The organism is Bacteroidota bacterium (assembly GCA_038746285.1).
Lineage (GTDB): Bacteria > Bacteroidota > Rhodothermia > Rhodothermales > JANQRZ01 > JANQRZ01.
In genome coordinates this window covers 1-22850 of the sequence record JBCDKT010000001.1, presented here as the reverse complement: position 1 = coordinate 22850, position 22850 = coordinate 1, and the positions used below count along the sequence as shown (strand labels likewise).

The 22850-nt window shown below is 67.5% G+C and carries 21 protein-coding genes; 7 read left to right on the top strand and 14 right to left on the bottom strand.

Annotated features, from left to right (window positions below; genetic code table 11):
- Positions 1-45: 45 nt before the first annotated feature.
- The 5 genes from AAGI91_00105 to AAGI91_00085 form a co-directional block, all read right to left on the bottom strand.
- On the bottom strand, positions 46-363 hold the full coding sequence (locus tag AAGI91_00105) for a GIY-YIG nuclease family protein (GenBank protein ID MEM1041009.1): 318 nt from the start codon (positions 361-363) through the stop codon (positions 46-48).
- A gap of 263 nt (positions 364-626) precedes the next feature.
- Complete coding sequence (locus tag AAGI91_00100; protein MEM1041008.1) at positions 627-1019, bottom strand: type II toxin-antitoxin system VapC family toxin; 393 nt, start codon at positions 1017-1019, stop codon at positions 627-629.
- On the bottom strand, positions 1016-1240 hold the full coding sequence (locus AAGI91_00095; GenBank protein ID MEM1041007.1) for a hypothetical protein: 225 nt from the start codon (positions 1238-1240) through the stop codon (positions 1016-1018). Before AAGI91_00095 ends, AAGI91_00100 begins: the two co-directional genes overlap by 4 nt.
- Positions 1241-2430: 1190 nt before the next feature.
- The gene (locus AAGI91_00090) at positions 2431-6543 is read right to left on the bottom strand and encodes an LAGLIDADG family homing endonuclease (GenBank protein MEM1041006.1); all 4113 of its coding nucleotides are present in this window, start codon (positions 6541-6543) and stop codon (positions 2431-2433) included.
- 383 nt (positions 6544-6926) lie between these two features.
- Positions 6927-7133: a hypothetical protein gene (locus AAGI91_00085; GenBank protein MEM1041005.1), complete on the bottom strand. Its 207-nt coding sequence runs from the start codon at positions 7131-7133 to the stop codon at positions 6927-6929.
- A 138-nt stretch (positions 7134-7271) separates the two neighbouring features.
- Between AAGI91_00085 and AAGI91_00080 the strand changes: the two genes are divergently transcribed.
- Entirely contained in the window at positions 7272-7685 is a 414-nt protein-coding gene (locus AAGI91_00080; protein ID MEM1041004.1) for a hypothetical protein, read from the top strand.
- 9 nt (positions 7686-7694) lie between these two features.
- Here the strand turns inward: AAGI91_00080 and AAGI91_00075 are convergent, their stop codons facing one another.
- The 7 genes from AAGI91_00075 to AAGI91_00045 form a co-directional block, all read right to left on the bottom strand.
- Positions 7695-8060 carry a hypothetical protein gene (locus AAGI91_00075; GenBank protein MEM1041003.1) on the bottom strand — a complete coding sequence of 122 codons (366 nt, stop codon included), beginning with the start codon at positions 8058-8060 and terminating at the stop codon, positions 7695-7697.
- Between the two features lie 45 nt (positions 8061-8105).
- Positions 8106-9173, bottom strand: coding sequence for an ABC transporter ATP-binding protein (locus AAGI91_00070; GenBank protein MEM1041002.1), 1068 nt, complete (start codon positions 9171-9173; stop codon positions 8106-8108).
- A gap of 95 nt (positions 9174-9268) precedes the next feature.
- Positions 9269-10843, bottom strand: a complete 1575-nt coding sequence (locus tag AAGI91_00065) for an iron ABC transporter permease (protein ID MEM1041001.1) — start codon at positions 10841-10843, stop codon at positions 9269-9271.
- 47 nt (positions 10844-10890) lie between these two features.
- Positions 10891-11928, bottom strand: a complete 1038-nt coding sequence (locus tag AAGI91_00060; protein ID MEM1041000.1) for an extracellular solute-binding protein — start codon at positions 11926-11928, stop codon at positions 10891-10893.
- A 107-nt stretch (positions 11929-12035) separates the two neighbouring features.
- Positions 12036-12446, bottom strand: coding sequence for a PIN domain-containing protein (locus tag AAGI91_00055; protein ID MEM1040999.1), 411 nt, complete (start codon positions 12444-12446; stop codon positions 12036-12038).
- Complete coding sequence (locus AAGI91_00050) at positions 12443-12670, bottom strand: hypothetical protein (GenBank protein MEM1040998.1); 228 nt, start codon at positions 12668-12670, stop codon at positions 12443-12445. The genes AAGI91_00055 and AAGI91_00050 overlap by 4 nt, the downstream gene beginning before the upstream one ends.
- A gap of 52 nt (positions 12671-12722) precedes the next feature.
- Positions 12723-13898, bottom strand: a complete 1176-nt coding sequence (locus AAGI91_00045; GenBank protein ID MEM1040997.1) for an endonuclease/exonuclease/phosphatase family protein — start codon at positions 13896-13898, stop codon at positions 12723-12725.
- A 368-nt stretch (positions 13899-14266) separates the two neighbouring features.
- On the opposite strand from AAGI91_00045, the gene AAGI91_00040 reads away from it, so the two are divergent.
- From AAGI91_00040 to AAGI91_00025, 4 genes are all read left to right on the top strand, one after another.
- Complete coding sequence (locus AAGI91_00040) at positions 14267-15877, top strand: HD domain-containing protein (protein MEM1040996.1); 1611 nt, start codon at positions 14267-14269, stop codon at positions 15875-15877.
- A 103-nt stretch (positions 15878-15980) separates the two neighbouring features.
- Positions 15981-18629: a pyruvate, phosphate dikinase gene (ppdK, locus tag AAGI91_00035; protein MEM1040995.1), complete on the top strand. Its 2649-nt coding sequence runs from the start codon at positions 15981-15983 to the stop codon at positions 18627-18629.
- A gap of 53 nt (positions 18630-18682) precedes the next feature.
- Complete coding sequence (locus AAGI91_00030; GenBank protein ID MEM1040994.1) at positions 18683-18880, top strand: hypothetical protein; 198 nt, start codon at positions 18683-18685, stop codon at positions 18878-18880.
- A gap of 26 nt (positions 18881-18906) precedes the next feature.
- Complete coding sequence (locus tag AAGI91_00025) at positions 18907-19173, top strand: type II toxin-antitoxin system RelE/ParE family toxin (GenBank protein ID MEM1040993.1); 267 nt, start codon at positions 18907-18909, stop codon at positions 19171-19173.
- A 6-nt stretch (positions 19174-19179) separates the two neighbouring features.
- On the opposite strand, the gene AAGI91_00020 is transcribed toward AAGI91_00025, so the two are convergent.
- A complete protein-coding gene (locus AAGI91_00020; GenBank protein ID MEM1040992.1) occupies positions 19180-20307 on the bottom strand; it encodes a DUF3179 domain-containing protein in 1128 nt (375 codons plus the stop codon).
- Positions 20308-20679: 372 nt separating this feature from the next.
- On the opposite strand from AAGI91_00020, the gene AAGI91_00015 reads away from it, so the two are divergent.
- Together AAGI91_00015 and AAGI91_00010 are read left to right on the top strand one after the other, a co-directional pair.
- A complete protein-coding gene (locus AAGI91_00015; GenBank protein MEM1040991.1) occupies positions 20680-21855 on the top strand; it encodes an AI-2E family transporter in 1176 nt (391 codons plus the stop codon).
- Positions 21856-21981: 126 nt separating this feature from the next.
- Entirely contained in the window at positions 21982-22719 is a 738-nt protein-coding gene (locus tag AAGI91_00010; protein MEM1040990.1) for a hypothetical protein, read from the top strand.
- Here the strand turns inward: AAGI91_00010 and AAGI91_00005 are convergent.
- Positions 22641-22850 (bottom strand): transposase (locus AAGI91_00005; GenBank protein ID MEM1040989.1); only part of this gene is annotated, 210 nt, incomplete at its 5' end. The genes AAGI91_00010 and AAGI91_00005 overlap by 79 nt on opposite strands.

The window sequence follows — 22850 nt, the reverse complement described above, 5'->3', positions numbered from 1 at the left end:
GACGGCTCCCTCGACCGGCAGGCTAGCTCCGCTGGTTCTTCGGCCCTAACCACGAGCCTCACTTGAGACGACTTGCTCAGGGGGTTGGCTCAGGTTCCGCCACGACGGGTTTGCGGCGCTAACGAGCGCGACCTTTTTCGACCGCCGCCACGCCTTGAGCTGCTTCTCCCGCCGGATGGCTTCAGTCGGTGTCGGGTACGACTCGGCGTAGACCAGCCGGTCCGTCGCGTAGCGCGCCGTGAACGCCCCCGAGTCCGCCTGCGCCCGGTGCTCCGCCACCCGCTGCTCCAGGTCGTTCATCATGCCGATGTAGAGCGTCCCCGAGCGGTTGGTGAGGATGTAGACCCAGTACGTCTTTGCCATGACGGTGCTTCTCCAGTTAGGCTCAGAAGGTAAGCGCACTCTCTCTCCGACGTCATCCCGAGCGCAGTCGAGGGATCTCTCCGGGGAAACTGTCGGAGCCCAGCACTCCTAGGACCGAAAGCGGGGCGATGAGCGTCGCTCCGGGCACAGGGCTGCGAGCGCCTTGAACGCTGTGCCACTAGAGATGGGCTTCGCCGAGCCTTCGGGTTCCTCGACTGCGTCTCTCCGAGACTCCGCTCGGGATGACACATCCGTGCCGGCCGTCAGGCTATCGTCTCTACGTGCTCGTATGCGATGATCTGCCGGTCCGACGTGACGAGCGGACAACCTGCCGAGCGAGCCGTGGCGACAATGATCTGGTCGGCGGGGTCGCGGTGGAAATCGCCGGGTAGTGTGGTGGAGGCGACAGCGATTTCGGGTGTCAGGTCGAGCAGACGGACACCAGATAAGCTGAGGGCGAGGCGGAGCCACTCGGCGATGGGCCGGTCCAAGTCCAGACGACGGATCTCTACGAGCTTTGCCACCTCCCAGCATGAGATGACACTGACGCCGATGCCGTCTTGCTCGCCCTCACGCAGAGCTTCCTTTTGCGACTCCGTGAGCCGGTCGTTTCCTGTCACCCACCAGATCCAGACGTGCGTATCGAGAACGATCACGACGCTTTGCGTCCTGCGTCCCACGTATCCGGGTCTACGGCGGAATCGAACGGATCGGTGTAGCGCCGCACGCTGCCCTTCAAAGCATCGCGGTCCGACGGAGAGGCCGACACGCGCGGGAGCACGATGACCTCGACCTCCTCGCCCTCGGAGAAGGGAACGTCGCGGACGGTGATGCTTCCGTCCCCGGCTACGGTGGCTTCGGCGCGGTGGGCCTGCATGGCTCGCTCGGTTGGTCTGCTCCGTGGTACTTCCGCACACAGAGCTAGGTTGCCTCACCCCCGCCTGTCATTGCGATAGGAACACCGGTTTCCCCAACGTCATCCCGAGCGCAGTCGAGGGATCTTTCCGGGGAAGCCGTCAGCAGCCCGTCGCTTCTATGACCGGAAGCGGGACGAGGAATAACGCTCCGGGCACAGGGATGCGAGCGCCTTGAACGCTGTGCCACTAGAGATGGGCTTCGCCGAGCCTTCGGGTTCCTCGACTGCGCCTCTCCGAGACTCCGCTCGGGATGACTCGATGGGCACTCACCACAGGCCCCTTCCCTTTGTCATCTCGACCGAGCGCAGCGAGTGGAGAGATCTACGGAGAGGAGCGTTTCAGGACATCGGCATGGTCAGGAAGAACCAGTCTGTTTGTTTTCTCCGAGGGTGATTATGCGAGGACGTGGAGGTTCGAGAAGTACCATCTTAGTTTCACCGTTGGAACGGGGGGGAAGTGGACGAGACCTAGAAACCATTTGCCCTGGCCTCACTACGATGTAATTCCCCATTAGCGCTATTCCCGAACATAGTACGTCCATTGTCAAGTCCGCGATGTTACGCGGCTGGCCCCTGAATAGTATTCCGCCTAATGGCGGTGGATGACCGTCGCGAAAGATGAGAGTCCCATAACCCTTATCGCATCCGAGCAGTACCAGGCCTTCCTGGGACGCTAAAGAAAGAACGTCAGTATCATCTGCACCCGGCAATTCCTCGAGCACTGCTCGCACTTCGTAGTCACGGTCACGGAGGACGTTGATTTCATTGGTGGAGATGTCCTCGTCTGCGAGGAATGTATAACCTCCGAGCAGTCCTCTGAATAGGTCCCCGACTAAGACCGATTGACGAAGGCGATGACCACGCGAACCTGGCGAATTGAGCGTGTCGTAGTTATTTGAAAACCGATTTTCCGATTTGATTCTGTCGAACTGATTCCGTACCATGAAGGACCAAAGTGAGTGGACTGGAGACTGTCTGCTGGTTGCTGGCCTGCACCAAAGACGACGTTTTTCAGAACGCTACTTCTCAGCCTCGACAGCGGCAACTGTCGGGGCTGAGCTATTTCTAGATGGAGTGAAAGGAGAGCACCTCTCGATGTCTGAATTGGGGAGGCTGCTTAGTTCGGATGCAGCCTCCCCCTCTACGTCAGATCAACCGCAGCCTGTGGACGCGCCGCAGTTGGGACAGCTGTAGCATGCTCCGGCGCGGATGGTGATGCTGCCGCAGACGTGGCAGGCGGGGGCGTCCTCCTGGTTCCGGAACGCGATTTTCGGTTCGGCCACGGCGTGCGCGTCGGCAGCCTGCATGAACGCGTCAATCGTCTGGCCGACGAGCGGGTTGACCTCAGCGGTCGGGGCGTCGAAGATGCTCATCTGGACCTGGTCGGCGGCAGGGCCGTTGCGGTCAACCTCGGCCGCAACGGCCTCGCTAGGGTTTACGACATCCTCCCCCACGTCGTCCGTGATGCCGGGCGGGTCGGCCTCCGGCTCGGCCCCGCCGAGGAACTTGACCGAGCAGTAGCGGAAGATGTAGTCCATGATCGACTTCGCAATCGGGACCTGGGGGTTGTTGGTGAACCCGGCCGGCTCGAAGCGCATGTGGCTGAACTTCGAGCAGAGGTCCTCGAGCGGGACGCCGTACTGGAGCGCGAGCGAGATCGCCGTCGCGAAGGCGTCCATCATCCCCGAGACCGTCGAGCCCTGCTTCGCCATCGTGATGAAGATCTCGCCGGGCAGCTGCGAGTCGGGGTAGAGCCCGATGTGGAGGTAGCCCTCGTGGCCCGCGATCGAGAACTTGTGGGTGATCGAGGGGCGCTCGTCGGGGAGGCGCTTGCGGATGGGCTGGTAGACGATCCGCTCGACGACCTCCGGCTCGCCGAGGACGGCCTCGGTGAGGGCTCCGTCGCCCGACACGTCGCCGGAGACCTCGACCTCCTTGTTCTTCGTGTTGCCGCCTTCCTTGGTCGAGAGTGGCTGGCTGCGCTTCGAGTTCTCGCGGTAGATGGCGACGGCCTTGACGCCCTGCTCCCACGCCTGCTGGTAGGCCCCCGCGATGTCCTCGGGCGTGGCGCTCTCGGGGAGGTTGACCGTCTTCGAGATCGCGCCCGAGATGAACGGCTGGCAGGCGGCCATCATCTTGATGTGTCCCTCGTAGTGGATCGACCGCTCGCCGTTGAAGGGCTTGAAGGCGCAGTCGAAGACGTCGAGGTGCTCGTCCTTGAGCTCGGGCGCGCCCTCGATCGTGTCGTTCTCGTCGACGTAGGTGAGGATCGCCTCGGCGTCCTGGGCGGAGTAGCCCAGCGCGGCGAGGGCGTCGCCGACGGTGTTGTTGACGATCTTCATCATGCCCTCGCCCTTGCCTGCGAGGAGCTTGTACTTGACGAGCGCGATGTCGGGCTCGATGCCGGTCGTGTCGCAGTCCATCATGAACCCGATCGTGCCGGTCGGGGCGAGGACCGTCGCCTGGGCGTTGCGGTAGCCGTGGGCCTCGCCGAGCGCGACCATCCGGTCGGCCGAGGCCTGGGCGGCCTCGCGGAGGTAGGCCGGGCAGGACTCGTCGATCTCGGCGACAGCGTCGCGGTGCATCCGCATCACCGCGAGGAACGGCTCGCGGTTGGCCTCGAACCCGTTGAAGGGGCCGATTTTCTCGTTGGCCGCAATCTCGGCCGAGCGGGCGTAGCCCTCGCAGTGCTCCATCGCCATGATGGCGCCGGCGACGGCGCGGCCCTCGTCGGAGTCGTAGGGGAGGCCCATCGACATCAGGAGCGCGCCGAGGTTGGCGAAGCCGAGCCCGAGCGGCCGGTAGTCGTGCGAGTTCTTGGCGATCTTGGCCGACGGGTAGCCCGCGTTGTCGACGATGATCTCCTGCGCCGTGAGGTAGATCCGCGACGCCGCGCAGAACCGGTCCACGTCGAAGGTCCCGTCCTCCTGCTGGAACTTGCGGAGGTTGAGCGAGGCGAGGTTGCAGGCCGAGTTGTCGAGGAACATGTACTCGGAGCAGTTATGCACGGCCACGCCGTTGGCGGCGAAGTGGCTCGTAGCAGGCTCCGTGAGGTCGTAGACGGGCTCGATCCCGAGGAGGGCGAGGCTGTCCACGCGGTCGACGAGGCGGTCGCGGTAGGTGCGGATGCGGGCGTTGAGCGTCCGCAGCTCGCCGGCCTTCCGGCTCTCTTCCATGAACCCGATCTCCTGCTGGAACTGCATCCGGCTGGAGCGGCAGATGCGGAGGCTGTGCATCTGGTCGATCTTCTGCTCGCGCAGCTCCTCGCCGTCGGGGATGAGCGCCGTCATCTGGCCGAGCGGGCGGCGGTTGCGGACGATCTTCGACCGGATGCCGAAGTTGAGCAGGAGGAGCTGGACTTGCTGGAGCAGTTCTTCCGAGGTCGAGTTGAGGCCGACGTACTGGCTCCGGTTGCCGTAGTTGACCACCACGCCGGCGGCGGTGAAGAGGCCGCGCAGGAGCGCCGCCGCGCCGCTGCGGTCGAGGCGGAGCGCTCGGTCGGTGAGGCGCTGCGCCGAGGCGTCGGCGTCGAAGATGGCGTAGCTCGCCGCCGTCCGGTAGACGGCGGCGGCGTTCGAGGTGCTGGTGCGCTGGGCGACGGTCACGCCGCCGCCGGGTAGCGTCCCGAAGCGGCTCGGCGAGAGGGGGGCCCCGTCGCCGAGGCTGCGCGCTGTCGTGAGGGCCTTGTCGGCGACCGCCTCTTCCCACGCGTCGTACGGGGCCGGGGCCTCGCCGCTCGGCCGGTCCGTGCCGAGGACGAGGCCGACGTACTCGGCCGTGTCGCCGCCCAGCGTCTCGGTGCCGAAGGGCGCCGGCTGGAGGCGGACGATGTCGTCCTTGGTGAGCTGGGCCGCGGGCACGTCGCCCCGGTTCTCGGTCCACACGCGGTGGTCGGCCGTGAGGCGCAGCTCGTAGCCGGCGCGCGTGCGGAGGCGGTAGACCGGCTTCATCCCCGTCTCGATCACCCGCGTTGTGTCGTGGAGCCTCCCGTCGAGGCCGACGACCTTCGGGGTGGTCCCCACGAGCGCGTCGATGCGCTGGAGGCCGGCCTCGGTGGCGACGAGCGTGTCGCCGGTCACGCACGGGTTGGATGAGTTGATCGGGGCCGAGTTGGGGCAGGTGTGCCAGCGCTGGATCGTGTCCTCGTACTGCAGGCCGGGGTCGCCGCAGACCCAGGTGCCCTCGGCGATCTGGTCGAGGATCGTCTTGGCCTGGACCGTCTCGACGGTCGCGCCGTCGGTGACGGCGCGGAGCGCGTAGGGGGTGCCGTCGGCGGCGGACTGCATGAACGCGTCGTCCACGCGCACCGACTGGTTGACGTTCTGGAAGGCGACCGAGCCGTAGGCGGGGCCGTTGAAGCTGCCGTCGTAGCCCTGCTCGATGAGGGCGTGGGCCTTCTTCTCCTCCTCCATCTTAGCCGCGACGAACTCGCGGATGTCCGGGTGCCACGACTTGAGCGTCTGCATGATCGCCGCGCGGCGCGTCTTGCCGCCCGACTTGATCGTCCCGCCCGTGGCGTCCTGGACCTTCATGAACGAGACCGGGCCCGAGGGGATGCCGCCGCCGGAGAGCTTCTCGTGGGTCGAGCGCAGCGTGCTCCAGTCTGCCCCGACGCCCGAGCCGAACTTGAACAGCCGGGCGCTCTCCTCCATCAGCTTCCAGATGTCGTCGATGGAGTCGTCGACCGAGATGATGAAGCACGCGCTTCCCTGCGGGCGCTCGTAGGGGTCGACCGATTGGATGGTGTCCGTCGCCGGGTCCCAGCCGTAGATCGTCTTGCCGCCCGAGTCCCGGATGCCGTACTGGTGGTGGAGCCCGACGTTGAACCAGACCGGCGAGTTGAAGGCACCGTACTGGTTGGCACAGAGCCAGGTCAGTTCGTCGTAGAACGTCTCGGCGTCGGCGTCGGAGGCGAAGTAGTGCTGGTCGCGGCCCCAGTCGGCGATCGTGCGCGTGACGCGGTGGACGAGTTGCTTGAGGCTGTACTCGCGCTGCCCGTCGGCGGGGGTCCCGTTGCCGGCGGCGATGTCGCCGTAGAAATATTTCGAGGCGACGACGTTCGTCGCGAGCTGGCTCCACGAGGTCGGGAACTCGACGTCCTTCTGCTCGAAGATGACCTCGCCGGTGTGGCTCTTGATGGCCGCGTCGCGGTGCTCCCACTCGAGGCTGTCGAAGGGGCCGTCGCCCTCGGTGGAGAACGTGCGGTCGACGGTGAGGCCGTGCGCAGTGTCGGAGGGCGGGGGCGTCTTCGTGGTACGGGGCATGGCGGGGTGTCCGTTATTGATGTGGGGAGGAGGCAGATTCGCGTAGAGCCGTGCCCAGTAAATAACCGGACATTGGCCTTTCCTGCAAGTCAACTTTCCCACACGATATCTACACCCGTGAGCCGGCTTTCGTACCGGCTTGTCCACACCCGTTCGTCAAGCGAGAGCGACGAACAGAGCGTGTATACGCACGCAATATATCCGTTATGCACAACAATACACAGAACGACAGCCCCTGTGGATAACCGCGCGCAGGCGAGGCCCGACCGGCAGGCCACAATAACAGCATCCTAGCTGAACCGATAACGGCTATCACGCGTGCCCGCTGCCTCGCCACCGGTCGCCGCTACCGGTCAGCCGATCCGGCACCAGCGTCTCGTCCTCTAAAAATCGTCGTCGTCAAAGACGAGGTCGTCGTCGTCGAACTCATCCTCTTCGAAGTCGAGGTCCTCGTCGAAGTCGTCGTCGTCGAGTTCGAGGTCGCTGTCGTCGAACTCGTCGTCGTCGAGGAGGTCGTCGTCGTCCTCGAAGTCGATACCGTCGGGCAGGTCGCCCAGGGCGGCCGGCATCGCCAGGGGGTGCGGGTCCATGTCGTCGTCGCGTGGTTCGGGTGAGGCCGAGCGCGAAACTTCGAGGGGTCTTGGTGGGAGGCTCGGCGGGGCGTCGGTAGTTTACGACGCCCTGTCTACCTGCAAACGCTGCATCCAGAGAAAAAGCAACGCCGCCCCATGTACGACGCCGAACGCAGTGCCTACCCGCACCCCGACGACTTCAAGGTGATGCGCCCAGAGTACCTCGACCCCGAGGAGGAAAGCGGCGGCGACGAGGTGCGCGCGAGCATCACGGTCGCCCCCTTCCGGGTCGAGGGCCGGAGCGTGACGCGGGCCGGGGCGCGCCGGGCCGCGCTCTACGAAGCCCAGAAGACCTACCGCAACTACCACCCGTCGCACCGGATTCCGAGTCCGTTCCCGGACGCCTTCACCGACACCGACGGGACCGCCTGGAGCCGCGTCAAGGCCAGCCAGCGCGGCGACCTCGGCGACTACAAGTTCCTACTCGAAGGCGACGACGAGGAGGACTACGCTGACATCGAGCAGATGCTCGCCTGGGACATCCGCGTCGCCCCGGACGGCGACGTCTAAGGCCGTAGCCTACGCCCGGACGAAATCGACGGGCGTGCCGTCGAACTCCAGCCTGAGGTCGGTTTCGGTGAGCGTCAGGATCGGGATGTTGATCTGCTCACCGCCCTGGTCTCGGTAGACGAGGACCGTAGCGTTCTCGTCGAGCGCCCACTCCGTGGTCAGCTCGGAACCGTTGGCAAAGGTGAGGTCGAGACGGCCGCCGCGGTTGTTTTGCCGGAACTCGTAGCGCACGGGCAAATCGGGATTGGCCGCTGGGTCGACGATCCGCCACGCGCCGTCCGTTAGCAGGTCGATGGCCTGGTCGGTCTCGCTGGCGTCGCACCCGGCGAGGACGAGGGTGGAGCCGAGAAGAAGGATGGAGATCGCAGTACGCATAGTGCTGTCGGAATGAGTAAGGACAGGATCGGCTCGCGGCCTCGGTCACGACGGAGCCGCGCCGATCTTCTCCAGGACGACCGCCGGTTCCAGCGCCCGCACCCAGACAGCATCGCCCGGGGCAAAGGTCGTCCGGTTGTCGGAGTGGACGAGGCAGTCCACCCCGCCGTCCGTCCCGAGCCCGACGCGGTAGGTGATGTCGTGACCGCGGTACTCCCTCGCAAGGACGGTGCCCGCGAGGCATGCTTCCGTCTCGGGGAACGCAGCCAGCGCCAGGTGCTCCGGCCGAATCGAGAGCAGGACGGAGCCGTGCGCCGCCCGGTCCAGCCTGAGACGCCCGAGGACGGTCTCCGCCTCGTCGCCCTCGGCCTGGGTCAGCAGGAGGTTGGTCTGCCCGAGGAACTGGGCGACGAAGAGCGTGCGCGGCGTCGTGTAGATCTCCTCTGGCGTTCCCGTCTGGTCGATCTGCCCGGCCTGCATCACCGCCACGCGGTCGGCGAACGAGAGGGCCTCTTCCTGATCGTGGGTGACGAGAAGCGCGGTCATGCCCTCGCGCTTGAGGAGGTCGCGGACGCGGGCGCGCATCTCCTGCCGGAGGAGCGCGTCGAGGTTGGAAAACGGCTCGTCGAGGAGGAGGAGCCGGGGGCGCGGGGCCATCGCGCGGGCGAGGGCCACGCGCTGCTGCTGCCCGCCCGAGAGCGCGTGCGGCCGGCGGTCCTCCAGCCCGCCGAGGCCGACCAGCCGAAGCACCTCGTCGGCGCGGGCCGGGCGCTCCCGCTTGGGCAGGGTGCCGAGGCCGAAGAGGACGTTGTCGCGCACCGAGAGGTGAGGGAAGAGGGCGTAGTCCTGGAACACGAACCCGATCCCGCGCCGCTCCGGCGGGACGAGCGCCCCCTCGCCCACGAGCATCCGGCCGCCGAGCGCAACCGTCCCGCCGTCGGGCTGCTCGAAGCCCGCGATGCAGCGGAGCGCCGTCGTCTTCCCGCACCCGCTCGGCCCGAGGAGGGCAAACGTCTCGCCCTCGGCGACCTCGAACGAGAGGCCGTTCACGACCGGCAGCGCGCCGGCGGCGAAACGTTTCGAGAGGCAGGAGACCGTGAGAAGGGACGGCACGGTGAACGGTGAGACGGTGGACGGTAAGACAGTGGGCAAGAAGCTAGCATCATCGCTCTCGCCTGGCACCCGTAGGGGTTTGATTAATCAAACCCCTACTCTTCCTCCCGTTGTAAGAGCAGCCCGACGAGCACCGCCGAGGCCAGGACGAGCGCGAGGGCGTAGGGTGCAGCGGCGCTGAAGAGCGACTCGCTCGCCGCGCTCCACAGCCGCATCGCCAGCGACTCGAAGCCGAGCGGAGAAAGCAGAAACGTGATCGGGAGTTCCTTCAGTGCCGAGAGGAACACAAACGCCGCACTCACCACGAGACCCCGGCGCAGGAGCGGAAACGTCGCCGCGAAGAACGCCCCGACCGGCGAGCGCCCGAGCGAGCGCGCCGCCTCCTCGACCTGCGGCGGGGCCTGGTAGAGCGCGCTCCGCACCGGCCCGAGCGCCTCGGCGAGGAAGTGCAGCGCGTAGGCGAAGACGAGCAGCCCAAGGGTCTGGTACGCCCACGGCACCGCGCGCAGCGAGAAGAACACGAACGCGAGCGCGAACGCGAGCGGCGGGGTCGCGTAGCCGAGGTAGGCGACGCGCTCCAGGATCCGCGTCCCGCGCGTCGCCTGCCGCACGCCGAGGTACGCCACCGGCACCGCGAGCGTCGCCGCCAGCACCGCCGCGAGTGCGCTCGCCGTTGCCGAGTCGGCGAGCGCGGCGGCGAGGTGGCCCCAGGTGTCGCGCTCCGTCCCGCGCCCGAGCCAGTACACGATCGTCACGACCGGCACCCCGACCGAGAGCAGCCCGACGCTGCCTGCGAACCCGACCGCCGGGAACTGCCACGCCCCGAGCCGGGTCCGCCGGCGGCGCCGCACGGCCCCGCTCCCGGCCCGGTCGAAGCGCCGCCCCCGCAGCAGCCGCGCCTCGCCCCAGAGCAGCGAGCCCGTCAGCGCCAGCAGCATCAGTGCCAGCCACGCTGCGTAGATCCGGTCGTACGAGGCCGCGTACTGGAGGTAGACCGCGTAGCTGAACGTCTCGAACCGCATCAGCGAGACGACCCCGAAGTCGCCCAGGACGTGGAGGACGACGAGCAGCCCGCCCGCGAGAAAGGCCGGCAAAAGCTGCGGCAGCACGACGCGCCCCACGACGGCCCGCCGCGTCGCCCCGAGCGACCGCGCCGACTCCTCCAGCGCCGGATCGAGACCCAGCAGCGCCGTCCGAAGGTTTAGGAAGAGGTACGGAAACGTCGAGAGGCTGAGCGCGAGCCACGCTCCGACGAACCCGTGCGGCCGGGGGACGACGAGTCCGGCAAGGTCGGCGAGCGTTCCGTTCGGCCCGGCCGTGGCGAGGAGGGCGTAGGCCATCACGTAGCCCGGCACCGCGAGCGGGAGCACGCCGAGGAGCGTCACCGCCCGGCGGCCCCACACGTCGGTCCGCGCCGAGAGCCACGCGAGCGGGAGCGCCAGCGCCGCCGTCGCCCCGAGGACCGCCGCGGCCAGCCCGACCGTGTTGCCGAGCAGCCGCAGGTTCCGCATTCGAAAAACCAGCGAGACGAGCGTGTCCGCCTCCGCCTCAAACGCCCGGACTACGAGGTAGGCCAGCGGCACAGAGACGCCGATGACGACGAGCGCCACCGGCGTCCAGAGATACCAGCGTGTTGCGAACGGCGAGCGGCGAACGTCGAGTGAGAGCATGGGGGCAGGGTACGCCCGTTCGTAGCTCGTCGTTCGTAGCTCGTCGCTCAGAGCAGTTCTTCGTCGCGGAGCAGGGCAAGCGTGCCTTCGAGGTCGCGGAGTTCCTCGAAGTCGATGTCCGGGCTGAGGTTCTGGACCTCGTCGAACGACAGGAGCGCCGGCGGTACGTCCACGCCGCGCACGACCGGGTACTCCCGCACCTCCTCGGCGAAGAGTGCCTGCGTCTCGGGCTGGAGGAGGAACGAGAGGAAGCGGAGTGCGCTCTCGCGGTTCTGCCCGGTCCCGAGCGCGCCCGCGCCGGTGACGAGCGCGAGGTTGCCCGCGTCGCCCTCGGCGAAGCGGTGGGTCCCCACCGGCGGCGGGGCGTCGGCGGCGTTGTTGAGGAGGCGGAGGACGTAGTAGTGGTTCGTCAGCGCCACGTCGATCTCGCCCGCGGCGAGGGCTTCGAGCATCGGCGTGTTCGAGCCGTAGGCCTTCGGCTCGAGCGCCTGCACGCCCTCGATCCACGCCTCGGTCGCCTCGGGACCCTGGTCGATGCGGAGGGCGGTGATGAAGTCCTGGAAGCTGGAGTACGTCGGCGTCCACCCGATCCGGCCGGCCAGGTTCGACGCGCCCGGCATGTCGAGGACGGAGGCGGGGAGCGTGCTCGGGTCGACGCGCGTGCTGTCGTAGGCGAGGACGCGGAAGCGGACCGTCACCGGCACCCACTGCCCACTCGACGGGACGAAGCCCGACGGCATCTGGAGCAAGCTGTCCGGGAGGTCGGTGAACAGGCCGGCGTTGCGCGCCGCGCCGAGCGCGCCGGCGGTGTTGGCGAGGAAGAGGTCGGCCTGGCTGCGGTCGCCCTCCTCTTCGAGCGCCGCGATCATCTCGGCGTCGCTGCCGTAGCGGGCCTGGACGTCGATCCCGGTCTCGTCGCGGAAGCGGTCCACGATGGGCTCGATGAGGGCCTGCTTGCGGCCGGAGTAGATGACGAGTTCGCCGGACTCGGCGGTGGCACCGTCGGCGGTCACGTCAGAGTCAGATGTCTGGCAGGCGGGGAGGACAAGGAGAGCAGCGAGGAGGAAGAGCAGCGGGCGATACATGGCGGGTTGGGGCTTGTTGTTTAGACTGGTTCAAAATAAAAACCAATACCTCCGGCGAGCACGAGAAGCGCGTGAAGACAAAGCACGCGCAGCGTGCGGCAGCGATGCTAGGGAAGGATCGCAGGGATCATGTCGCTGCCGCTGCGACGGTACACGCGGAAATCGCCGTCGGCCGTGACGATCTCGCGTTCAGGGTGCCGCTCGCTCATCCGCACGAGGCAGGCGTCGGCAAAGCTCATCGGCACGTCGGCGTACTTCGCCATCAGCGCCTCGATGCGGGCCTCGTCACCCTGGACACTATAGCTGGCGACAAGGCCGCCGGTGGAGAGCATCCCGATCACTAACTCGGCGCTGCCGGTTCGTTCGTGCATCAGGAAACACGCCTCGGTGATGACGGCTTCGCACGTATGGAGGACAGAGAAACGCCCGACGTGCCCAGTTGCCCAATCGTGATAGGTGTCGCGCCGGTTGAGCAGGCCTACGATAAAGCCCGTGTCAGCAATCGCGGTCGGGCTCACGACAGTGAGTCCTCGCCAAACCCCTTCATATAGTCAGGGTTCGTGCTCAGATCGGGCGGACCTTCGGCTCTGCCGATGAGGTGCTTCAACTTGTCGTAGGCGCTGCGCTCGTCGGCCTCGGCCCCGTCACCGCCGGACCGCATCCGCTCGTACGCCACCTCAAACTGGCGGCGCTGCTCCGGCGGGAGCTGCCGGACGGCCTCGATAAGCTCTTGCAAACTCATGGGTCTTTTCCTCTGTGCGAGCAGCATCTACCCCGCGCCTGACGATGAGTTCTCATCGTGCATGCACGAGCCGCCGCGTCGCGGTCTGCCCGTCCGCTGTCAGCCGGACAAGGTAGAGGCCGGGGACGAGGCGGACCGGGGCGAAAGTGACCTCGTGCGTGCCAGCCGAGCGCGGACCCTGGCCGAGTGTCGCCACGCGGCGGCCGAGGGCGTCGAAGACTTCGAGCTGCACGGTGGCGGCCGCCGGGAGGTCGTAGGCCAGCGTGGTCGCCTCGCGGAACGGGTTGGGGAACGGGGCGCGGAGCGCGAAGGCGGTCGGCGCGGTCTCGTTCTCGGTCGAGACCACCGGCGCGAAGTCGAAGCGGGCGTAGACCGGGACGTGGTCCGAGGTCGTGGAGGTGTAGTTCGGGATTTCTTCGAGCACCTCGTCGAAGCGCGACAGCGAGCGGTCCTGGTAGTCGCTCTCGACCTCGCGCGTGAGGAGGATGTGGTCGAGCGTCGAGCCCGAGGTGCAGGACTGGTTCGAGCAGAACGTCGGGACGTTCGCGAGGTCGAGGACTTCGGTGAGGAAGCGGTAGTTGTCGCCGTCGTCGCGGAAGTTCTGGTAGGGCGAGACCTCGCCCGGCGTGATCGAGCTCCGCAGTTCGTCGTTGAGGTCGCCGAGGATGATCGCCTTGTCGCCGTCGGCCAGGATCTCCTCGTCGAGGTAGTCCTTGAGCGCCCCGGACGCGTCGAGGCGACGGTTGTAACTCGGCTGGTCGCTGCAGCACTTGGCGTGGATGTCGATGAAGTGGAGGCCCCGGACGGTCGTGTCGGGCAGCGTGACGTTCGCCAGGAGTAGGAGCGGCGGCCGGCTGGCGAAGGCGAACGAGAACTCGTCCAGGATGACGAGGTCGAGGAGCGGACTGATGATGTCCGTCTTGTAGATGAAGCCGTAGCCGAGCGGCCCGCCGCGCCGCCACTCGCCCTCCCACCCGTCGCCGAGCGAATCGACGAGCGCCTCGAAGTCGTCCTCGTCGTTCATTTCCTGAAGCGCCCACAGGTCGATCTCGGCCGCCCGGATCACGGCGAGTGCGTTGGCGAACTGCCCTGCGTCGCTCGGACCGCCGGCATCACCGAAGCGCTCGATGTTCCACGTCGCCACGTCGAGCGTCTGCTCGGTGCCGACGGCGGGGATGTCCTGCGCCGCAAGAGGGGCAGCAAGAAGGAGGAGTAGCAGCAGGCGCATAGCGGCAGGGATCGAGGAGAGAAGGCACGGTGCGTCCAACATACACGTCGGGGACCGGGTTCAGCGCCGACGCATCAAAACAGAGCGAAGACGCTGCCGGGTGTGCGAAGGCGGGCTCGGGTTGGTAGCTTTCCCTCGGCGCTTTGAGCCGTGAGACCCCACGCTTTCCACCGGGTCATCTTGAGCGAAGCGGAGGGCGCAGCCCGAAGCGCAGTCGAATGGATCTTTTCGGGCACCGGGATACCATGCTGCTGAGGCTTTCTCCGAAGAGATGGGCTTCGCCGAGCCTTCGGGTTCTTCGACTCCAGCCTACGGCCTCCGCTCAGGATGACGTGCTCTCCAGTTGAAATGAATACGGTCGTGTTCGCATGAGCGATACCCCTCTTCCGCACGAGGCCGTGCTCCGCACTGTCGGGGCCGTCGCCGACAGGCTCAAGATCGAGGCGTACGCCGTCGGCGGGGCCGTCCGCGACGCCTTCCTCGGGCGTCCAACGACCGATCTCGACTTCGTCTCTATCGGCAACGGCAGCGGGATCACGCTGGCGAAGGCGGTGGGGAAGAAGATGGGCGGACGCACGGTGCATGTGTACGAAAACTTCGGGACGGCCGCGATCCGCCTGCCCGAGTCGGAAGGCAGCTTGGTGCTGGAGTTCGTCGGGGCGCGCAAAGAGAGCTACCGCGCCGAGAGCCGCAAGCCACTCGTCGAGGACGGCACCCTGGAGGAGGACCAGGCCCGGCGCGACTTCACGGTCAACGCCCTCGCCCTCGCGCTGGGGGCCGAGCGCTTCGGCAACGTCCTCGACCCCTTCGGCGGCATGATCGACCTCGTCGGCAAGAAGCTCCGCACGCCGCTCGACCCGCACGTCACCTTCGAGGACGACCCGCTGCGGATGCTCCGCGCCGCCCGCTTCGCCGCCCAACTCGGCTTCGACCTCGACATCGACGCCGAGCGCGCGATGCGGGACCGGGCCCCGCGCCTCGCGATCGTCAGCGCCGAGCGGATCGTGGACGAGCTGAACAAAATCCTCCTCTCGCCCAAGCCGTCGGTCGGGCTGGAGATTCTGTACCAGGCCCGGCTGCTGGAGCACTTCCTGCCCGAGCTTCCAGCGCTCGCGGGGGTCGAGACCGTCGGCGGGCAGAGCCACAAGGACAACTTCTTCCACACCCTCGAGGTGGTCGACAACCTCGCCGCGATGACCGCCGAGCGCGACGACGAGCGCGTGCTGTGGCTCCGGTGGGCGGCGCTCCTCCACGACCACGCCAAGCCCGAGACCAAGCGCTTCTCGAAGGCCTCGGGCTGGACCTTCCACGGCCACGAGGACCGCGGTGCGCGCAACGTCCCGACCCTCTTCCGCCGCCTCAAGCTCCCGCTCGACGAGCGGATGATCTATGTCCGCGACCTCGTCGCGCTCCACCACCGCCCCGTCGCGCTCGTCGACGACGCCGTCACCGACTCCGCCGTGCGCCGCCTCCTCTTCGACGCCGGCGACCGGATCGACGACCTGATGCTGCTCGTCCGCGCCGACATCACGAGTAAGAACCCGAGCCGCGTCCGCCGCTACCTCGCCGCCTTCGACAGGGTCGAGGCCAAGTTCGCCGAGGTCGAGGAGAAGGACCGGCTGCGCCACTTCGAGCCGCCGGTGGACGGGCACGAGATCATGGAGACGCTCGGCGTGCGCGAGGGCGTCGCCGTCGGGATCGTCAAGGAGTGGATCCGCGAGGCGATCCTGGAGGGCGAGATCCCGAACGAGCACGACCCCGCCTTCGCGTTCATGATGGCGAAGAAGGACGAGGCGCTCCGCCGGGCCGCCCTCTTCGACGAGGTTGTCCCGACGCTGGAAGGACCGGAGCGCGCCGCCACCGGGGCCATCAAAGAGGCCGTATTCTGGAGCGACGTCCCGGCCGAGCACGCCGAAGCGGTCGCCTACCTGCGGGGCATCGCGAGCGCGGCCCAGCCGGACAGTGCATCGCCCGCGTAGCCCGTCTCTTCCCTCTCGGCGCACTATCCGCCTCCTCGCAGCCGTGGCACGCTAGCGGCAGGACCGAGGGCGCGCCGTCACTCCTGCCCCACAACCCGCTACCATGCTCACCTCGCACGTCTACCAGTTCGGAAACGGAACCGCGGCCGGAAGCGCTTCCATGAAATCGCTCCTCGGCGGCAAGGGCGCGAACCTCGCCGAGATGAGCAGCATCGGCCTGCCTGTCCCGCCCGGGTTCACGATCTCGACCGCCGCCTGCCGCTACGTGATCGAGCACGACGGCGCGTGGCCGAACGGCATGGAGGCCGATGTCCAGGGCGGCCTGGGCCACGTCGAAGAGGCGATGGGGCGGCGGCTCGGGGATGCGGCGCGCCCGCTTCTGGTCTCAGTCCGCAGCGGTGCGGCGATCTCGATGCCGGGGATGATGGACACGGTCCTCAACCTCGGCCTGAACGACGAGGTGGTGGCCGGCCTCGCGGCCGAGACCGGCAACGAGCGCTTCGCCTACGACGCCTATCGCCGCTTCATCGACATGTTCGGCGACGTCGTCGTGGGCGTCCACCACGAGCACTTCGAGGCAGCTATCGACGCGCTCAAAAAAGAGAGGGGCGCCCGGCACGACCTAGACCTGAGCGCCGCCGATCTCCGGGACCTCGTCGAGCGCTACAAAGCCGTCTACCGCACCCACACCGGCGGCGACTTCCCGACCGACCCGGCCGAGCAGCTTCGCCTCGCCATCGATGCCGTCTTCGCGTCGTGGAACAACGAGCGCGCCATCCGCTACCGCAAGATCAACCGCCTCGGCGGGGGGCTCCTCGGCACCGCCGTCACGGTCCAGGCGATGGTCTTCGGCAACACCGGCGCGGGGAGCGGCACCGGCGTCTGCTTCACGCGCAACCCCTCGACCGGTGCCCCCGAACTCTACGGCGAGTTCCTCCAGAACGCGCAGGGCGAGGATGTGGTCGCGGGCATCCGCACCCCGAAGCCGATCGCCGAGATGGAGGCCGCCTTCCCCGAGGCCTACCACCAGCTCGTCGACGTGGCAGGCCGCCTGGAGCGGCACTACGGCGACATGCAGGACATCGAGTTCACCGTCCAGGAGGGCGCGCTCTACCTCCTCCAGACCCGGACCGGCAAGCGCACCGGAGCCGCCGCCGTCCGCATCGCCGTGGACCTCGTCGAGGCCGGGCTGGCGACCGAGGAGGAGGTCGTCCGCGACCGCGTCGAGCCGGGCCACCTCGACGCGCTCCTCCACCCCCGCTTCGCCGACGACGCCGACTACAGCGCCGACGTGATCGGGACTGGCCTCCCCGCCTCGCCGGGGGCGGCCGTCGGGCGGGCCGTCTTCAGCGCCGAGGACGCCGAGGCGCACCGGGCCGAGGGCACGCCGACGATCCTCGTCCGCGTCGAGACCAGCCCCGAAGACATCGGTGGGATGGACGCCGCCGAGGGGATCCTGACGGCACGCGGCGGGATGACCTCGCACGCCGCCGTCGTGGCCCGAGGCTGGGGTAAGCCGTGCGTCGCCGGCTGCGGCGACATTCGCATCGACTACGGCACCCGGTCGTTCGCTGCGAACGGGACGACGATCCAGGAGGGCGACTGGCTCTCGATCAACGGCACGACGGGCGAGGTGATCCGGGGCGAGCAGACGCTCGTCGATCCCGAGATGAGCGACGCCTTTGCGACCGTCCTCGGCTGGGCCGACGGCTTCCGCACCCTCCGCGTCCGCACGAACGCCGACACGCCGGCCGACGCCGCGCAGGCGGTCCGCTTCGGGGCCGAGGGCATCGGGCTCTGCCGCACCGAGCACATGTTCTTCGACGCCGAGCGCCTCACGACGGTCCGCCGGATGATCCTCGCCGAGAGCGAGGCCGAGCGCCGCGCCGCGCTCGACGCCCTCCTGCCGCACCAGAAGCAGGACTTCAAGGGCATCTTCCGGGCGATGGCCGGCCGGCCGGTCACGGTCCGCCTGCTCGACCCGCCGCTCCACGAGTTCCTCCCGCACGACGCCGAAGACCAGCAGGCGCTCGCCCAGAGCCTCGGGATGACGGCCGAGGCCGTGCAGGCCCGCGTCGAAGCGCTCGGCGAGTTCAACCCGATGCTTGGGCACCGGGGCTGCCGCCTCGGCATCACCGTCCCGGCCATCACCGAGATGCAGGCCCGCGCCATCCTCGAAGCGGCCGTCGAATTGGAGAACGAGGGGGGCGAGGTCCGGCCCGAGATCATGGTCCCGCTCGTCGGGACCGTCGCCGAGTTTGCCCACCAGCGCGCCCTCATCGAGGCGACCGCCGAGGCCGTCTTCGAGGAGCAGGGCGCGCGCGTCGACTACCTCGTCGGGACGATGATCGAGGTGCCGCGCGCCGCGCTCGTGGCGGGCCCCATCGCCGAGGCCGCCGACTTCTTCTCCTTCGGCACGAACGACCTCACGCAGATGACCTTCGGCTACAGCCGCGACGACGCGGGCACCTTCCTCCCGCACTACACCGCGCACGGCCTCCTCCCCGACGATCCGTTCCAGGTCCTCGACCGCGAGGGCGTCGGCCTCCTCGTCCAGACGGCGACGGCGCAGGGCCGGGCGACGAAGCCCAGCCTCAAGATCGGTATCTGCGGCGAGCACGGCGGGGAGCCAGAGTCGGTGGCGTTCTTCTACGAGACCGGGCTGGACTACGTCTCGTGCTCGCCCTTCCGCGTCCCCATCGCCCGCCTCGCCGCCGCGCAGGCGCACCTCCGGGCGAGAGCGGGTGCGTAGAACAATCTGCGTCCCGGGCGTAGAACCGAGAACAAGCGACCCTAACCCGACCCATGCCTCCCTGCACGCTTTCAGACAAGCAAGCCTCCCTGCGCCTGATCGAGCGCCTCGATGAGGATGTCACGTTCGAGGACATCCTGTACGAACTATACTTCCTCCAGAAAGTCGAGCGCGGGCTGGCGGACGTGCGGGCAGGGCGCACCGTGCCGCACGACGAGGTGCGCGAGGAGTTCGAGCAGTGGCTGTCATAGCGTGGTCGGTAGCCGCCCGGCAAGACTTGGCAACGATCCGCGATTACTACGAAGACCGCTCGCCGGAGTACGCCCGCCCCATCGTCAGCCGGTTGTTCGAGTCGGTATCCCGGTTGGAAGACTTCCCGTGCATGGGCCGCCAAGTGCCGGAGATAGGGAACGAGGCGTTTTGGGAGCTGATCGTCGAAGGATTTCGCGTCGTCTACCTTGCATTAGAAGACGGTAGTGAGGTAGAACCACTTGCGATTGCGCACAGCAGGCAGGACCTGGTGAAGAAGCTGGCGCGGCGGTGATGTGCCCTACCGGTAGATCTCTGTCTCGGGCTTGAACGCGAGCCACGCGAAGGCGAAGTAGTCGCCGTGCGGGAGGCGGGCGAGCTGGGTGCCCGCGAGCGGCCCGGCGACGGCGCGGCCCGTCACGTCCCACCGGCTCCCGGTCTCGGTGTCCACAAACCCATCGTCCCACTGAAACGTCAGCGTCTGCCCGCCTGCGCGCCGGTCGAAGACGCCGGTCGAGCCGGCCTGCCGGGAGGCGGCGATCTCGGCGGCGTCGAGGGCGGAGACGGCCCCGTCGGCGTGGAAAACGACGAGTGGGGTGCCGGCCGCCTCGTCGTTCACCACACGCTGCTCGCGGGTCAGCGTGTACGGGTAGGCCTTCTCCGCGCCGTCGAGCTTGAGCGCGACCACCTTCTCCATCGGGCGGAGCCGGTCGTCCTCGGGGCCGTCGAAGAGGAAGGGCTGGCGGTCGATGTCGTCGTAGCCCGCATAGGGATTGCGCCCGTAGTCGCGGGTGTGGCCGGTCTCGCGGGAGAGGACACGGCTCTCGGGGTAGGCCGCGCGGAACTGCTCGAACGAGACGATCTGCGCCGGGTGCACCGTGAGTTGGGTCCCGAGGAGGTCGCCGACGAGCGCGTCGCCCGTGAGCTGCTGCCAGAGGGTCTCCGTCTCGCGGTCGAACATCACGAGGTCGGAGTAGCGGAGAAACCCCGAGACGCCGAACGTGAGGGTTCGCGTGCCGCCCTCGGTCTCGACCCGCCGGTCGAAGGCGACGGCGCTGTAGCAGAGCGGGCAGAACGTCACCGCCACCGGGGCCGCGCCGCCCTCGAACACGTCGTTGACAATCTCGTGCCACGTCAGGATCTGGAGCGGGTAGGCCCGCGTCTCGCCGCCGAGGGTGAGCGCGACGACCGGCTCCTGCGGCTCCAGCCAGTCGGCAGCCTCGCCCGCCGAGACGAACACCGGCTCGTCGATCGACGGGATGCCGTCTTTCGGCGGCCCGCCGGCGCGGAGTTCGCCGAGGTCGATGGCGCGCTGGGCCGTGTTGGTCGAGAAGCCGGGGAGGGTGCGGTCGGTCAACCCCTCATCTTGGGCCGTGGCGCAGGCGGCGAGGGTGAGTGCGAGGGCGCAGAGCGCGAGGCGAGGCAGCATAGGAGCGGTGCGGTGGCGAGGGAGGTGGTGCGTGTATCCGTGCTCGGGCTCGAAGCTCCGGTGCCGGCGGAAACGTTAGAGACTGTTGAGATTTGGCTGCGCCGAACTTCGTTTCCAGAGTGAAGGCGAGCGCGAGCGAGACGATCTGCCTCAAGAAGCGCGAATCCGTAGGATCGGGGAGCATAGCGACCCCACCAGGCGCACCCTCTGCGGTGCGTCGATGCAGCGCGACGCCGAGGCGGGGCGTCGCAGCCGCGCGTAGCCCGCTCAGGTGAATCCTCAGCAGTCTCTCACACTTTCGTGCACCCTCTGCCGCCGCGCCGCGTAGGAGCGCTACCTTACGGCACGCTTCTCCTCTCCGCGCCCCCAAGTATGCGCATCCGCACGGTCGAAAACGCCTCCTTCCTCGCGCTCGTCGTCCTGGTGACGCTCGCGTTCCTGGGGCTGCTGCGGACATTTCTGGAGCCGGTCTTCTGGGCCGTCGTGCTGGCGATCCTGTTCAACCCGGTCTACGAGGCGCTGCGCGACCAACTCGGCGGCCGGCGCACGCTCGCGTCGGTGCTGACGATCGGGGCCGTCGTGCTCCTCGTGATCCTGCCGCTGACCGGGATCGGCATCGCGGTGACGGGCGAGGCCGTGACGGTCTACGACCGCGTGGCCTCCGGCGAGATCGACGTGACGGCCCCCGTGGAGGCGTTCGAGCGGTGGCTCCCGCTGGCCAGCGAGCAGATGCAGCGCTTCAACGTAGACTTCGACCGGGTGCGGGAGTCGCTCGAGAACACGGCCGTCACGGTGAGCCAGTTCGTGGCCTCGCAGGCGATTGCGCTCGGGCAGGGGGCCGTGAACGTGCTCATCCTGTTCGTGCTCACGCTCTACCTGCTGTTCTTCTTCCTGCGCGACGGGGACCGCCTCATCGAAGGGCTGATCCGGGCGCTCCCGCTCGGCGACCCGCGCGAGCGCAAGCTCTTCGCCCGCTTCGCCCAGGTCTCGCGGGCGACGGTGAAGGGGACGCTCGTCGTCGGCATCGTGCAGGGGACGCTCGGGGGGCTGCTCTTCTGGGTGCTCGGGCTCGGCGCGCCGGTGCTGTGGGGGGTTGTGATGACGATCCTCTCGATGCTCCCGGCGGTCGGCTCGGCGCTCGTGTGGGGGCCGGCGGCGGTCTACCTCATCGCCACCGGGTCGGTCGCCAAAGGCATCATCCTGATCGCGGTCGGGGCCCTCCTGATCGGACTCGTCGACAACGTCCTCCGGCCCCTCCTCGTCGGGCGCGACACCCAGCTGCCGGACTACGTGATCCTGTTCTCGACGCTCGGCGGGATCGTGGCCTTCGGCCTCTCCGGCTTCGTCATCGGCCCGATCATCGCGGGGCTGTTCATCACCGTCTGGGAGATGTTCATCGAGGAGTTCAGCGACCTCGACGACACCGTAGCGACGGCCGAGGACGCGACGCTGGAGCCGGTGCGCGAGGCGGGCGACGGCCAGACCGCAGAGCCGGTGCCGGTCCGGCCGGAGGTGCCAGCGGAGCAGTCCGAGACGGGTCGCTCGTAGGGGGTACTGGATAAGCATCTCAGCGCGGTGCGCCAGAAGTAATCGGTCGGAAGCGCCACATGTTTGGTGGGTGACCCATACTTTGGAGTTAGCTAAGGCTCACACTAAACCAACCTCACGCTTGCTATGCGCTACCTACTGTTTCTCGCTCTCCTCGCCCTCGCCAGCACCGTACCGCCCGCTCAGGCACAGGTGTGCGAGGGGACTATTATACTCAGCGATCAAGACGATGTCGACGCGTTCGATTGCACGGAGGTAACAGGGAGTCTCTTCATTGGCACTTTCCCGAATGCGTCCGATATCATCAGTCTCTCTCCTTTATCTGGACTTACCTCTGTCGGTGAGGACCTTTTCATAAGGCGTAACGTCGCTTTGGAATCGCTGGCGGGCCTAGAAAGCATAGGCTCGGTTGGAGATGACTTGGTCATAGAGAGCAACATTGCCCTATCGTCCCTCTCAGGGCTAGATGGGGTCGTCTCTGTCGGTGGTTCAGTAGAGATCTCATCGAATGGAGCACTGACGTCGCTCTCAGGATTAGAAGGGCTCGCCTCTGTTGGCGATGATGTTAGAATCCTTCAGAACAGTGGACTCATTTCGCTGTCGGGGTTAGAGAACCTCACCTCTGCAACAGGTTTTTCTCTCCTTGGAAACGGAGCGTTGGAGACGTTGGAAGGGCTGGAGGGTCTCGCTTCTATTACGTTCGGTGGAGGCGGTCTCTCCATACAGAATAACAACTCGTTACAGTCGCTCTCAGGTCTAGATAGTCTTAGAGACTGTTTGGTAAGCTATGCTACTCGACGAAGCATCAAGCGGATCGCGCTCAGATGCACCATCGCCTCGCTGACCGCCGGGATATATTCGTAGTCCTTCGACAACCGACGGTAGCCACCGAACCACGCGAACGTCCGCTCCACGATCCAACGCTTCTTCAGCACTACGAACCCACGCTGACCCGGCTCTCGATGCACCACTGCCCACGCCCAGCCAAACACGCG